The organism is Ferrimicrobium sp. (assembly GCA_022690815.1).
Taxonomy (GTDB): domain Bacteria; phylum Actinomycetota; class Acidimicrobiia; order Acidimicrobiales; family Acidimicrobiaceae; genus Ferrimicrobium.
On record JALCZJ010000004.1, the window covers coordinates 57,436 to 72,038 of the forward strand.

At 56.3% G+C, this 14,603-nt stretch carries 9 protein-coding genes, 1 tRNA gene and 1 pseudogene; 6 read left to right on the top strand and 5 right to left on the bottom strand.

What is annotated here, in order from left to right:
- Positions 1 to 635: 635 nt before the first annotated feature.
- Positions 636 to 1,853 carry an MFS transporter gene (locus MP439_02110; GenBank protein MCI2974856.1) on the top strand — a complete coding sequence of 406 codons (1,218 nt, stop codon included), beginning with the start codon at positions 636 to 638 and terminating at the stop codon, positions 1,851 to 1,853.
- Positions 1,854 to 2,213: 360 nt separating this feature from the next.
- Here MP439_02110 and MP439_02115 read toward each other — a convergent pair whose 3' ends face one another.
- Positions 2,214 to 2,546, bottom strand: coding sequence for a hypothetical protein (locus MP439_02115; GenBank protein MCI2974857.1), 333 nt, complete (start codon positions 2,544 to 2,546; stop codon positions 2,214 to 2,216).
- Positions 2,547 to 2,944: 398 nt separating this feature from the next.
- A tRNA-Ala gene (locus MP439_02120) sits at positions 2,945 to 3,021 on the bottom strand.
- A 175-nt stretch (positions 3,022 to 3,196) separates the two neighbouring features.
- Here MP439_02120 and leuS point away from each other — a divergent pair.
- Positions 3,197 to 5,557, top strand: coding sequence for a leucine--tRNA ligase (gene leuS, locus MP439_02125; GenBank protein ID MCI2974858.1), 2,361 nt, complete (start codon positions 3,197 to 3,199; stop codon positions 5,555 to 5,557).
- A gap of 196 nt (positions 5,558 to 5,753) precedes the next feature.
- Positions 5,754 to 6,233, top strand: a pseudogene (locus MP439_02130) (IS607 family transposase).
- A 577-nt stretch (positions 6,234 to 6,810) separates the two neighbouring features.
- Here MP439_02130 and MP439_02135 read toward each other — a convergent pair.
- Together MP439_02135 and MP439_02140 are read right to left on the bottom strand one after the other, a co-directional pair.
- Positions 6,811 to 8,559 (bottom strand): IS1634 family transposase, encoded by a 1,749-nt coding sequence (locus MP439_02135; protein MCI2974859.1) that lies wholly within the window; start codon positions 8,557 to 8,559, stop codon positions 6,811 to 6,813.
- A gap of 427 nt (positions 8,560 to 8,986) precedes the next feature.
- Complete coding sequence (locus MP439_02140; GenBank protein MCI2974860.1) at positions 8,987 to 10,009, bottom strand: phosphotransferase family protein; 1,023 nt, start codon at positions 10,007 to 10,009, stop codon at positions 8,987 to 8,989.
- Positions 10,010 to 10,087: 78 nt separating this feature from the next.
- Here MP439_02140 and trxA point away from each other — a divergent pair, with 78 nt between their 5' ends.
- From trxA to MP439_02155, 3 genes are read left to right on the top strand one after another with little or no spacing between them, the layout of a single operon-like run.
- The gene (gene trxA / locus MP439_02145) at positions 10,088 to 10,795 is read left to right on the top strand and encodes a thioredoxin (GenBank protein ID MCI2974861.1); all 708 of its coding nucleotides are present in this window, start codon (positions 10,088 to 10,090) and stop codon (positions 10,793 to 10,795) included.
- A gap of 10 nt (positions 10,796 to 10,805) precedes the next feature.
- Positions 10,806 to 11,666 (top strand): dihydropteroate synthase, encoded by an 861-nt coding sequence (gene folP / locus MP439_02150; protein MCI2974862.1) that lies wholly within the window; start codon positions 10,806 to 10,808, stop codon positions 11,664 to 11,666.
- A gap of 3 nt (positions 11,667 to 11,669) precedes the next feature.
- The gene (locus MP439_02155; protein MCI2974863.1) at positions 11,670 to 12,638 is read left to right on the top strand and encodes a hypothetical protein; all 969 of its coding nucleotides are present in this window, start codon (positions 11,670 to 11,672) and stop codon (positions 12,636 to 12,638) included.
- A 572-nt stretch (positions 12,639 to 13,210) separates the two neighbouring features.
- Here MP439_02155 and MP439_02160 read toward each other — a convergent pair.
- A complete protein-coding gene (locus MP439_02160) occupies positions 13,211 to 14,563 on the bottom strand; it encodes a DNA photolyase family protein (GenBank protein ID MCI2974864.1) in 1,353 nt (450 codons plus the stop codon).
- Positions 14,564 to 14,603 lie beyond the last annotated feature (40 nt).

Here is a 14,603-nt window from a genome sequence, read left to right on the forward strand (position 1 = left end):
GAACTTTGCTATCAATCGAAAATGCTGTCGTAGGGCGAGCTTGGAGCCTCTGTAAATGCAGAGATGTAGCAGTTTGGAAAGAGAACTCATCGTGTCGGCCCTTAAGTCGGTCGGATACGGGAAGCATTAGGTCTCCGCATTTCGGGTGTCTCGGTCGACAAGCTGATATTGGTGACGAATCAAGCATTTCGTAGTTGAAAGTCAGTGGTCTTGTGTCACTCGACAGAAGGGTGATGAGTGATGTGATGAGCCTGACACTTGGAGGATTTCCGGCCCAATGGAAAGGTGCCTACGAGAGCATGCACGCTGTTCTCACGGAGGTGCTCAGTCACCGTTCGACAGAGTGTTGCAGGCCCGAGGTTCCGACACACCCAATGGGTAACTTACGGACAGCATCACTGTACGAATATCAAACGTGGTGCTGGCAGTGGCTGATGATACTTAGCTCCCTAAGGCCACTCACCAACCTGTTGCCCACCCTATTCAACGTCGAGGAGGAGAACTTGATAATCGCTAACGCGAATGTTCGTTTGTTGGTCCTAAATGACAGAGAGACACCTTTCTAGATGGGTGGCGATGATCGAGGGCGGAAGCGAGAGAATGGCCGTTGGGCCACGCTAAGGAATCGACGCTTTGTGATCTGGCTCGCGGGCCAGGGAGTATCGAACACTGGTTCGGCTCTCACAGTAGCGCTAGCCCCAATCATCGCTGTGGTCGTTCTTCACGCGCCGGCCAAGGAGGTGGGGCTTATCGTGGCGACATCCTTGGGATGCACCGCTGTGGCCCGGCCTGTGGCTGCAGTGTTCGCCGAGAGATCCCGTAATAGGATCCGAGCCCTTTTTGTGATCAATATTGTGTCGGCTATTGTTATTGGACTGGTCCCGGTGTTCTGGGTCTATGGGTCTCTGTCGCTCCCCGTGTTTTGGATCGTCATTGCCGTCGATGGGCTAGCGGGCGGGGTGTTTGGTGCTTACTCGGCGCCAATGGTGGCTGACATCGTTGATAAGGAGTCGTTACCGCAGGCGAGTGGACTCATGGGCAGCGCAGCCAATGTCGCTGGCGTCGCCGGCCCAACTCTCGGAGGAATTATCCTCGCGATCGTGAGCGCACCGCTTGCTTTAGTTGCCGATTCAGCTTCGTTCCTTATCGGGGCCCTCAGTTGCCACTTGATCCGAGGCACCCGGGCTTCGCACTCCGCGCCTAAGGGGCCTGCAGATGCTGCGGCACAAGTGTCAAAGATCCCATTGATGAGGGCATTTGGCGCTCCCTTCAGAGTGAGCGGTGGTGCGGCTCTGTTGGGCATATTGCTTGCACTCACAGTTGTAAACGGGCTCGCGCTCAGCGAGTTGACGGTACTCATGATCAGAGGTGCCGGCGTTCGTCCTGCTGTGGTCGCAGTCATCGCGGGTCTCGGAGCCGTCGGCGGAGTGTTAGCTGGGGTATCTGTGGAATGGATCGCACCGCGAGTTGGTAGCTATAGGGGTGCGCTCATAGGCGCCGCCATAGCATCGCTTGCGACAATGGCACTGGCAGTGGTCAAACCAGGCGGGTTTGCCGTGATCCCGTATGCCGCTTATGAGATAGTTGGGGCTGGTGGTAGTACGCTACTGATATCGCTTGCCTTCGCGCAGGTGATTGGTGGTTTGGCACCCGCTGCAAGAGCTCGTGGGATCGCTGTCGCTGCGATGCTTCCCGAGGCTGGCCAGACTATTGGCGCACTCACCGGTGGCATCCTCGTTGGAGTCTTAGGGCTAGCCCGCTTCTACGATACGGCCGCCGCGCTAGGTTTAGTGGTGGCGGGTCTGTCCGTGTGGCTGGCGATAAGGAAACCCTCTGAACGTGTCGCCGATTAGCACCATGGTGCACGGCGTCGCAGTTACGAAGGCACCCCCAAGGTCTCAGTATCAGTGTGTGCGCGGTTTAAAGATTAATCCAATACCATTAACTTAGGGACCAGTTCCGATGACATTGATGAGATCTTTGGCTGGCCCAGATGGTTGGGGCCAGTTGCTATGGTTGGGATACCTGGTGGTAACAGTAATCTTACGATCCCCACTGACCGGGACAATCTCCTGGTTCTATTCCCAAGAATTTGACGCGGCGTCAAGGGCACGACATAGGCGTCTGCTCGGAGGACAGCTCCCGCCCTGGACAATGTCTCGGAGACTTTAGTAGCAGTAGTTAGGTGTAGTACCGTTCCCTCGCACAAGGGCCTACAGATAATTCTCCGGCGCATGCCGTTCCGTCACGACCTGATTAAGCAGTCCCAACAGCGAGGCCACATTAGGAGGCGTCAACACCAACTCAATCCCTTCTAGATCTGCAACCGACAACTTCGTGACCAGCGATTGGAGCCATCCCTGTAGAGCGCGTAGGCCCGGCTCTCCGGAGTTGAGCTCTACGAGACGTTCAACAACTGCGTCGGGAACGTTGATACCGCTCCTGAAGTCGTATTGATAGCTACGAAGGATTTCAGGGAGCAGAGCCTCGAAGACGATCGTGAATTTCTGTTGATCCGAGTATCCAGAAAGCTTTATCACATGCATGAACCAAACACCGCATATCCCGGTGACCAGGTATTCTGCGCTGGTTCGCTCCAGCGACTCAGGAGCTAGTTTCGGGTGTTTGTTTCATATCGATACTGGTTGACGTCGTTACTGTTTGGATGAACCCGATACGAATCACCACGCCGATCTGGACTCGGAGAAGCAACTCAAGCGGCGCGATCAGCCGTGGCCACTCAAGAAAAGTGATCCGGTTCATGAGAACTCTTTCCCTTAAGCAATAAAGACAGTCCTCAAACTCTGTTCGAACAGGCCACTCGGACGCCGCAGCACACCCTATCACGTTAGGCTCAAATTACCACAGGCAACCGGATAGGCAACCGGCAAAACGTTACTCGGGGCTTCTTGCCATCAAATAGTGGCTGTGACCAGCGGGTTTGTGGTGGAGGTGATGGGACTCGAACCCACGAACCTCTTGACTGCCAGTCAAGCGCTCTACCAGCTGAGCTACACCCCCAAAGGTCGTATATGACAGTGTAGTGTCTCAAGGTTGACTTAGGCACCGTGACCTGGCGGGGCGAGAGAGACCCCTGGTCAATGCACTAGGCTTTTCGGACATGACTGACAGATATGACCCGCCTGCGATAGAGACAGCCTGGCAAGCCCGATGGAGCCAGAGCGAGGCTTATCACGTGAGCAACGACGATCCACGTCCGAAGTCCTATGTGCTCTGCATGTACCCATATCCTTCAGGGCCAGCGCACCAGGGTCATGTCCGTAACTACACCTTCGGTGACCTCAATGTGCGGTATCGAACTATGAACGGTGAGGCTGTGCTCTCCCCAATTGGGTTCGACTCTTTTGGGCTTCCTGCGGAGAATGCAGCCATCAAGACTGGGGTACATCCCAGGGTTTTCACAGAGGAGCGAATGGCCGAACTCAAGACTTCCTTGACAAGGCTTGGTGCAGCCTATGATTGGCGCCGCGAGATCTACAGCCATGACCCTAGCTATATCCGATGGTCACAATATCTCTTTCTAAAGTTTTACAAGGCTGGGCTTGTCTATCGCGGCGACGCACCAGTCAACTGGTGTCCTGGATGCCAGACGGTATTGGCGAACGAACAGGTCCTAGCTGATGGCACGTGTGAGCGTTCGGGAGACCTGGTTGTCCGCAGGGAGTTGACTCAGTGGTTTTTTAAGATCACCCAGTACGCCGATGAGTTGCTTGATGGCCTTGAGGACCTTGATTGGCCTCAGCGTGTCAAGACCATGCAGCGCAACTGGATCGGTCGCTCGGTGGGGGCGGAGATCTTCTTTGCGGTGGAGGGACTTGAGGGCTATCGACTCAAGGTGTTCACCACTCGGCCTGATACGATCTTCGGTGCCACCTTCGCAGTCGTGGCACCTGAGCATCCCGATCTCGCGCAATTGACGTCGCCTGAACACAAGGAGCAGGTCAGCACCTTTCTTGACGAGGTGGCGACGCGGAGTGAACTGGATCGCATGGCAGGTGAAGATGCGGCCAAACGTGGAGTTGCTCTTGGCAGCTACGCCATCAACCCGATATCTGGGGAGCGGATTCCGATCTATGTCGCGGATTACGTTCTAGGCCATTACGGTACCGGCGCCATCATGGCTGTGCCTGGTGAAGATGAGCGAGATTATGCGTTTGCACAGCGCTTTGGTCTGCCAGTTGTAGAGACTGTCGAACGACCTGCGAGCTTCGATGGTCCCGTCTACACCGGGTCAGGGGCCAAGATAAATAGCGACTTCCTTGATGGTCTTTCAATTGATGAGGCAAAGGTTTCTGTTATTGAGCGTCTTCGGGAGCTTGGGGCTGGTACCGGATCGGTCAAGTATCGCCTGAGAGACTGGCTGGTTTCACGTCAGCGGTTTTGGGGATGTCCGATTCCGATTCTCTATTGTGAGTCGTGTGGGACCGTTCCCGTGCCGGAGAACCAGTTGCCAGTACTTGCGCCAGACGGTGTTGAGTTTCGACCGACTGGCGAATCACCGTTGTTGCATAGTGACTCCTTTCGCTTGACAACATGCCCGGACTGTGGGGGACCCGCGACCCGCGAGACTGACACGATGGATACGTTTGTCGATTCGTCCTGGTACTACCTAAGGTTCTGTGATCCGTTTTCTGAGGATCGCCCCTTCGATATTCGAGCGGTTGAGGACTGGATGCCGGTGGATCAGTACATTGGAGGTGTCGAGCACGCGATCTTACACCTACTCTATGCTCGGTTCTTTACTCGAGCGCTCTCCGATCTTGGACTGGTCCCAGCGACATTAAAAGAGCCGTTCCGGCGGCTCTTTACCCAAGGGATGATCCGCCTGGGCGGTTCGAAGATGTCAAAATCGAAGGGCAACCTTGTCACTCCACAACGCTACTTCGATACCGTGGGAGCTGACGCCCTTCGGTTGTTCCACCTGTTTGTGGGGCCACCAGCGGATGACTTTGATTGGACAGATCAAACCGATGAGATGATTGAGGGTTGTCACCGCTTTCTGCAACGAGTTTGGGCGCTGTCAGGTCGGATCCCAGTTGTCGAGGATGAGCCCGACGCGACGAGTGCAATCTACCTCCAGGTCAACCAGCTCATTTCTCGATGTACCGATGGGATTGAGCGATGGGCCTACAACACCTCGGTCGCTGCTCTCATGGAGCTGACCAACGCACTCTCGAAAGTTCAGGCCGAGGGAGCTGATGCTGCGACCCTTGATTGGGGGATAGGCACCCTATTGAAACTTTTGGCACCGATGGCCCCGCACATCGCGAGCGAGCTTTATCACCGTCGATACGGACGTGATGTGCACGCCGAGACCTGGCCAACAACCGATCAAGAGGTTCTCACCTCGGCGAACGCCACCCTTGTGGTCCAGGTTAACGGAAAGACGCGTGCCACGATTGCAATTGATCCGAACGCAACCGAGGAGATCGTCCGACCATTGGCTGAGGAGGCGATTGCCACCTACCTCGCCGGGGCCCAGCTACGCAAGGTCATTGCAAAGTTGCCTCGAGTAATCAACTATGTCGTCGGGTAGAAGCAGGTAATATCCACCTGGCCACGCAGTTCTCTATGTCGAGGCTTACCGTTTCGATCGTCTCATCGGTTGGTCTTGCTCGAGTGGTGGACGATGGTTGTCGCACTGTTCGTTCCAAGTCCTATGGGCGCCGCGCTCAGCCTCACTGGTGAAGGGTCGCAACAGTTGTCAGACGTACCGGCCACAGTAGACATTAGTGAACTTACGTGAGTGGGCGCTGTCCCAAGGTATACATCCGCCGACGGCATATCGGTGGAATGGAGCCGGAAAGATGCCGGTTCCCACCCATCGCGTAGGTAACAAACTGATTCTTGTAGGCGATTTGGAGTCCACGCAAGAAACGAGTGGGTCAACCGTCATCCATGCACGGGTATCGTCGTCCGATGAGAAGCCAGACCTCGACCGGCATGTGGCACGGGTATTGGCCTGGGCCACTGAGAACGGATATAAGGTCGATAAGGTAGTGACCGAGGTAGGTTCAGCGCTTGATGGTCATCGGCCAAAGTTCCTAGCTCTTTTAGGCGATCCCAACATAACAACTATCTTGGTCGAGCACCGTGATAGGTTCTGCCGGTTTGGTGCTGATTACGTCGAGGCAGCTCTCGGTGCTCAGTCGAGACGGCTTATCTTGGTGGTGGACGATGACCTCGTGCGTGATGTCACCGAGTTGTTGACCTTCTGCAACTCGGACGTGGCTGGAGTGTCGCGATCTATTCAGAGGGCCGGTTTGCTCGAGTGGTACTCACGCTGATGTCCGAGCATTGGGTGGCGAGCGTACTCGAACCGCAAAGTCGGACCTATGGAACCCTTGACCTGCCAGCGATCGACGAGATCGTTTGCGCGCTTGACGATGCTTGGGCCAGGTCCACAGGTGGTGGCGGCAGTGATTCCTAGGCTCATCAGACCTGGGAGCTCGGATCCAAGCTCAGCCTGGATCGGTTAGTTCTTGTGTTCATGAGCATTTGAAGATCAATGGCTACGAGATTGACCACGTCAGCGTCTGTGATAGAGTCGGCGCCCTCGTTTGGAAACGGCGGGACCAGCCATCTCATGGTGATACAGCGATGATCCTTGCTGCGCTAGGCGAACAGGAAATTCGGTTCACCATCCATGCGCATGCTGAACGTGACGCGTCGGCGCCACCACCGTTGGGCGCCATCGAGTGTACGCCTACTGCCTGAGGTGGCGTTTAGCCCGAGCTTAAGCCTAACCCACCGACCGATAGTACCTTCTACCAGGTACTTTGTCGTAGATTAGTGTTTTCGTTCTGTCGACTTTCCTCCAATGGTGGTTGGTATCGGTGATCCAATGAGTTCAAAGACTCTACGTTGCAGTGGCGTTGGCACCGAGAGCTGTTCGATCTGGACCCCCTGGCTAAATTCAACCGTGTTTCTAGTCAGGGTTCCAAGGTGGGCAAGCAAGGTAGCAAAACTGTGGATGGCCTCGCCATTTGCTCCTAGTTTGGTGGCATCTTTGGAGTGGGCGGCATCTGAGCGAAGGGCGGGTGCAACCGGATCGTGACGTTCTGGAATCTCCTCGTCACGAAACATGAGAGGTGCTAGAGCCTCTCTCATGTGCCAGGTGACATAGAGAGCGAGCATGCTAAGAAACACGTGGGCTCTGACCCGATTCTCGCTGTAGTGATAGATCGGACGTAGATCGAGATCGATGACCTTCAGGTTGCGAAAGTTGCGCTCGACAACGCTTAAGCCCTTGTAGGCCTCTACCGCCTTGGCATCATCGAGTTCTTCATGGCTAACCGAGGTACGTATGACATATATCCCATCGAGTGCAGCCTCTGTCTCGATTGAGTTGGTATCTCTGACAAAGGTGAAGCTCTCATCGTCGTCGAACTCTAAGGTAAAGTGCTTGGCCATCTTGTGTCGGTTGAGGACTCTCCCGATCTTTAAGGCAATCGGATGCTTGCTCTGGTGACCAAGAGCAGCCGCCTGAATACGTTCGAGCTCCTTCTCGGTCGCTACCAGGAGCTCTTCTCGCTTATGAGCCCGAAGACGAGCCAGGTCAGGGTTACGACATGCGATGAGGCGCTCATCGGGATAGTCAGGATGGGTGATCGCAGCCAGGTTCGTCTCATCAAAGAGTCCAAGCTGGAGAGAACCACCGTCGATGAGGGTTCGAATCTGGGGAGCCCGTAGACAGGTGATCCACTTTGCACCCTCGAGACCCCGCAGTGCCTCTATACGTGCACGGGTGATCATCCCTCGATCTCCCACCATGATGAGTTCTTTTAACCCAAAGCGATCCCTGGTCATGTTAACGGCATTCACAAAGGCGGTAGGGTCCCCGGTGTTACCACTAAAGACCTCGATGGAGATCGGTCGACCATCGACATCGGTCATGAGACCATACTCGATCTGGGTCTTGCCTCGCTTGTGATCTCTGGAGTAACCATAGGAAGCCAGAGGGCAATGTGTCCCCTCCATCCAGGAGGAGGAGAGGTCATAGAGCACCCGTGAGCCCTCCTGGAGGTGACGTTTGGCGAGTTGGGCTTCGATCGTGCCTTGGCGTGCATACAACCAGTCCATTGCGGAGTAGATCTCATCGGTTGAGATACCCATTAGCCCTAGGTCAGCCCCCAGGGTGGAGTCTTTGAACCACCGAGAGGTTGCGAGCTTGGAGGCTGGGCGAATGGCTCTTGCGATAATGAGGGCATAGATGATATCTCGCTCACGACAGGCGGGTCCAAGGAGGGCGGGAAGCTTTAACTTGTTCGCCATCGCAGCTATAGCTGCCACATGTCCATGAGGCAGACTTCGCTTGATCTCAAAGCCCTCCCCGGCCACCACATGGTGCTTACCAGCTAAGGACTCACGGATTACCTGGATGGTCTCTTCGGGGAGATAGGACAGATTGGCTAGTGTCTCGTTCTTTACCTTGCCATCTTCACGATAGGAACGTCTAAGCAGATGGGTCTCATACACCTTATCCTTGTGCTGGCGACGAGTAGTGGCAACATGCATGGCCCCGCTAAAGCGTTTCACGAGGTAACACTATCACACCCAAATCAATCTGTCAAGACACTCGTGTCTACACTTTCAGCCAGCTCTTAGCTATCTACCCTGTTCGTAGGGGATATCGGGGTCAGAAACGGTCGTAAGTTCGGTTTAGCGCAGCGATTGGCATGTCTCGATGCCATCGACATCTCTGACGTGTAAGGGGCTATCGTTACATGGTGCCGACTTGCTGCGGGCCCTATGACTGAAGGGCCTAGGACGTTAAACCCGGCTCCGAACCTCGGAGAGGAACTGAGAGCGCGTTGAGATGGCGCAATGAGATAGCGAAGTAAGGAGCGATTTGGTCGTTCCCGTCATAGGGGCCGTCGATCTCCATCAAGGACATCAGGACCCTGCTGGTGTTTGTTAGGGGCGTAAGTAGAAGGGCCGCTTGCGAACCGTGCTCAGCAGATCATCAATGAGCAAGTGTTGCCGCCGCGAGTAGCTCTGTGATCAAGGTGGGGTAGTCATCAATGCTCGATTGATCGCCGCCGGAGGCGCCGCTTCGGTAGCGCTCAACGACACCGATGAGGATACAGGCCAGCTTCCAGCTTCCGAAGTGTTGGTAGAAGGTGATGCGTTCTGGATCGATATGGCGCACTTGTGCATAGAGCTCATAGAGCTCAGCCCGTGACGTAAATCCCTCGAGTCTGGTAGCGCTGTTTATGCCGCGCATCCGATCATCGTTGGCGTCCATCCAGTAGACCCCGAGCATGCCGATATCGGCCAGGGGATCGCCGATGGAGGCGATCTCCCAGTCGAGGACGGCCACGACCTCACCGTGGTCGGTGAGCACGACGTTGTCGAGACGGTAGTCGCCGTGGACGATACCGATGGCTTCGGTCTCTGGCATGTGGGCGCGCAACTCGTGGCCGACCTCGAGCACGGTTGCGATGAGGTCGGCCTCGAAGGTGACAACCGAGGAGACCTGTGTGAGCCATCGGTCGAGTTGCCGGCCAACATAGGCATGCGGATTCGCCGTCGCGGGTAGTCCGATTGTCGCTGGATCAAAGCTGTGAAGTTGGGAGAGGGTAGTGATGAGGTTGGGTCCAATGACTTGGCGAGTCGCGATCGGAACCGCGCTGGCTTGCTCGTCGTCGCGAAGGATGAGGCCCTGTGCCTCTTCCATCAGATAGAACGGAGCTCCGATGAGGGCAGGGTCATCGCAGAAGGCCACTGGTCGTGGGACGGCAAAGCCTGTGGGCGCCAACGCCGAGAGAAAGCGAAACTCTCGCCCCATGTCATGGGCCGTTGGGAGTACCATTCCGGCGGGGGGTCGACGGAGAATTATCGATTCGCCGGTCTCGTCCTGGATACGATAGGTGAGATTGGAGCGACCACCTGGGCACAGTGCGACGGTGAGTGATCCGACGAGCTGGCTGGCCTCCCTGATCCAGTGGAGAGCGCTTTCAGAAAACGGACACTGATGCTCATTCATCATCCCATGGTACTCGAAGTCGTCGACCCGGTAAGGTCGACCTGTTGGTCCATGACCGACCAAGTAGAATAAGGGACTATGGACGTAACTGATGCTACCTTTGAACAAGATGTGATCGAGGCGTCAAAGGATCGGCCCATTGTGGTGGATCTTTGGGCACCCTGGTGTGGGCCATGCCGGACGCTCAGTCCGATTATCGAGAAGGTGGTCGCTGAGACTGAAGGCAAGGTGGAGCTGGTCAAGATCAACGTCGATGAAAATCCAGCTTCAGCCCAGGCCTTTAAGGTCCAGGGGATACCGGCGGTGTTCGCGATCAAGGATGGGAAGATCGTTGACAGCTTTGTGGGTGCCTACCCCGAGTCCCAGGTTCGTGAGTTTGTCGCTAAACTCGCACCGGCAAAGACGGTAGTTGACGTCCTGATTGAGGAGGGCAACGAGCCTGCACTTCGACAGGCTCTTGAACTGGAGCCGGCCAACGACGTGGCTGGGGTCTCGCTCGCAAAGCTCTTGGCGGACCGGGGTGAACTCGATGAGGCGGAAGCGATCCTCGCTCGCTTTCCCGAGACGGCCGAAATTGCAAAGTTGAAGGCCAAGATTCGTCTGGCACGAGAGGGTTCAGCGACGTTGAGCGAGGATGAGATCACCAAGGAGCTCGATGAACTCCTCGACTCGGTCAAATCCGACGACGTTGCGCGTCAACGGTTTTTGGATCTTTTGAACCTCCTCCCGGAGAACGATCCACGAATCAACGAGTATCGGCGCACCTTTACCTCACGATTGTTCTAGGTCATCTGGGTTGGCAACGTTACGGTTAAGGGATCGTCAACTCGATCTCGCACGCGGGATCGTCATGGGTATTTTGAATCGAACGACCGATTCGTTCTACGACAAGGGCAGTTACTTTGACTTTGATCTTTTCCTCAAGAAGGCCGAGACACTCGTCGCCGATGGTGCTGACATTCTCGACATCGGCGGAGTCAAGGCTGGTCCTGGCGAGGAGATCACCCTCGAAGCCGAGCTCGAGCGAGTGGTCCCGGCCGTCGAGGCGGTCGCCTCTCGTCTCGATGTAGCCATCTCGGTCGACACCTGGCGATCCGAGGTGCTTGAAGCGGTGATCGTTGCAGGGGCACATCTCGGTAACGACATCTCGGGATTCGGCGATCCCGCTTATACCAAAGTGGCGGCACGCCACGGTGCTGGGGTGGTGGCCACCCATATCCGCCTCAAGCCTCGTGTCCCAGATCCCGACCCGCACTACGACGACCTGGTGCGCGATGTTCGTAAATTTCTCCTTGATCGGGTTGATCGGGCGCTTGGTGATGGCGTTGGTCGTGATTCGATCATCATTGATGCCGGGTTTGATCTTGGCAAGACAACCACGCAATCGTTAGCCCTGCTTGGAACGACAAGCAGCCTCGTTGAGACTGGCTATCCGGTTCTGATCTCCGCATCGAACAAGGGCTTCTTGGGCGAAGCCCTCTCGCTTGATATCACCCAGCGCCGTTGGGCGTCCTTGAGCGCCGCGAGCCTGGCGATGATTGACGGTGCAGCAGTTTTCCGTGTTCATGATGTGCGCTCGACGGTCAAGGCGCTCGATACGATCGCAGCCTTGCAGACTCAGCGGGTCGAGCACGCTGATCCGAGTGAGAACTCGTAGTTCGTGCGAGCCGTCACGCTGTTCATAGCGAGTGATCCGATCGTCCTCGAGGAACGGATCGTTCAGGAGATGGATGCCTATGATCCAGCCGTCGAAGAGCTGCGGGTGTTCGATCTACATGAAGATGACGTCAGTGACGTCGTTGCCATGCTCTCGCAGACGCCGATGTTCGTATCTCGCTTCAGAATCCTGGTGCGCTCCTTTGAGGCTCTGAAATCCGACGATGCTCCGTTCCTTGCCGAGGGGTTTGCTGCGATGTCCGAAGATCACGTCGTCACCCTGTTCGGGACCGAGAAGCCTGTGCCGAAGGCATTGAGTGCCCTTCGGGAGCCGGTGATCGAGAAGGTCGAACTGACGGTCGGAAAGGAGGCGGAGCGACGCAGCTTCATCAGCTCGGTCTTGGTAGCTGCTGGTGTGAAACTCACCAACCAGGCGCTCGCACTCGTTACCGAGCACGCCGGGGTCGATCTCACTGAGATCAACCCCCTTGCGCAGGTCCTCGCTGGACTCCAACGCCATGGCGAGGTCTTCGATGTAGAGGATGTTCGCCCCTATCTAGGACAGGCCCGTGAGGTTCCACTTTGGATGCTCACCGATGCGATCGAGCACGGTGATATGGCCAAGGCCATGGGGACATTGCAGCGACTACAGGCGGCGGACAAAGCTCCACAACTGCTCATCACCGTGTTGCAGCGACGCTATCTTGACCTGATCGTTCTCACCTCGCCGGGGGTGCGCAGTATTGAGCAGGCCAAGGCGGCACTCGATTCTGTCGGAGCCCGCAAGCCACCAGATTTTGCCCTGCGCAACATGTTGGCGGCTGCGAGGCATCTCACGTATCGTTCGAGCGTCCTGATGGTTGGCTGGCTCGCCGACGCGGCGCGGGATTTGCGCGGGGCCTCCATGTTAGAGGCGGATACCGTGCTCGAACTCTTGGTTGCACGATTGACGCGTCTCTTCGCATCCGGCTAGGACCATTCATTGAATCGTCATCGCCCGAGCCGTTGGCTGCGCGCGGCCGTCTGTTGGAAATGGCGACGGTGAGTCTCGGGTTCATAGCTTTCGATTTCGCACTTGCGATGTGCGTCGACGTATCGGATGAACTCGACGCTGTGTGGCGCCGCGTGTGGTCAGGGGCATGGATGCGATTAGGAGCACATTACTTGCAAAGATGGCGCAAGGTTACACGCAATTTGTGGAGAATAAGTCTAGATGTAAGTTTCTCTGATCCTGTGTGCGTGGGCGATCCCCGAGGCGTTGATTGGATACAAATGGCGGATAAACGTCGTCGGCGTCGGCGCAAGTCACGGATGTTGGCACCTGGTCGCACAACTGGTTCCACGGCCGAGCGCATGCTCATCGGACGATGCCCACACCGCCGGCATGGCCGGTCAACGGTACACCTCGAAACGGTTGGCCATACAGTCGAATTGTCGGATCTGCGATTGCGAAGCCGTTACGAGAGTGTTCTCACATTTGGAGATGACGCGCTGGTGGTCCTAGCGCGTCAGTTGTCGCCGTTGGCGCGGCAACGGAGCAAGAAGTCACGAAGTAGACGCCTTGGCGCTCTCGTAGCGCGCTAAGGTCTCTTGACGCTCGATGTTGTGATCTACGATGGGAGCAACGTAGCCGATGGTGGTTGGGTCCAGATAGGTTGAGGGCTCATGGATGGCGTTGCCGCTCAGATGAGCCAGCTCTGGTACCCAGCGCTTAATGTAGGATCCGTCCGGGTCGAATTTCTTCGATTGAAGAATCGGATTGAAGATGCGGAAATATGGAGCGGCGTCGGTGCCCGTCCCTGCGACCCACTGCCAGTTCAGTCGGTTAGAGGCCAGGTCACCATCGAGTAGCTGCTGTTCGAAGTATTGTGCACCGATCCGCCAGTCAAAATGGAGGTCTTTGATGAGGAATGACGCGACGACCATGCGTACACGGTTGTGCATGAGGTGAGTGGCGAGCAGCTCGCGCATTCCAGCATCGACGAGCGGATAGCCTGTTCTGCCCTGCTTCCATGCATCGAGAAGCGTTGGCGCCTCGACCGCCTGGCGCCACTTCATCTGTTGAAATCGTACGTCAAGCTCCTGGTTGACGGCGTCCGGGTTGCGGAAAAGTACGTCGGCGTAGAACTCTCGCCACGCGAGCTCGGCCAAGAACTTTGCGTCGTCGGGGCCAAGCGATGCGATAATGGTCCGAGGGTGAATTGTTCCAAAGTGGAGATGTGTACTGAGTCCCGATGTGACCGCTTGGTCAGGGTAGTCCCGTTGGCTCGCATAGTGAAATCGTCGTTGGCTAAGGAATCGATTCATGTCAAGGCGTGCTGCTCGCTCTCCACCCGAAATACTGTTGCCTTCTGGCTCAAAGACACGATCGATGGTGATCAAGTTGGAAATCTCGGGGTGTGGATAGGGGGTGGCCCTAAGCGCCCTCGGTCGCCAGGCTTTATAGAAGGGCGTATACACTCGATACCCCTGCTGCTCGGACGTTGGCGTGGCGTCCTTAGTCGACAGCGTTCCAGGTGCGACGGCGTAAGGAGTATCCAGTGCGCCCAACGTGATTCCCCTGGCGTGCATCGCGACAGCTGCTGTGTTGAGGCGTCGTCGAATGCTGGGACCAACTGAACCGTGGGTGATGACCGAGGTGATGCCGCGGTCGGCCAGGAGGGCTGGCAGCTCTTGTGTGGGGTTACAAGCGAGCAAGCTCAGTCGGCCATCGAGTTGCGTATCGAGATCCCGGAGTGCGGCCATCAGGTACGCACGTTTATGGGGTGTGAGGTGTCGATCAAGCATCGGGTCAAGATTAAAGAAGACCGCAAAAGGTTCGTTTGTAGACGCCATCGCCACAAAGCCGGCGTGGTCACTAAGGCGCAGGTCGCCGCGGAGCCAAAGAGCATGAGTCATCGCCCTAGCTCAACGCTATCGCGGCCAAAATCGTTCCGTT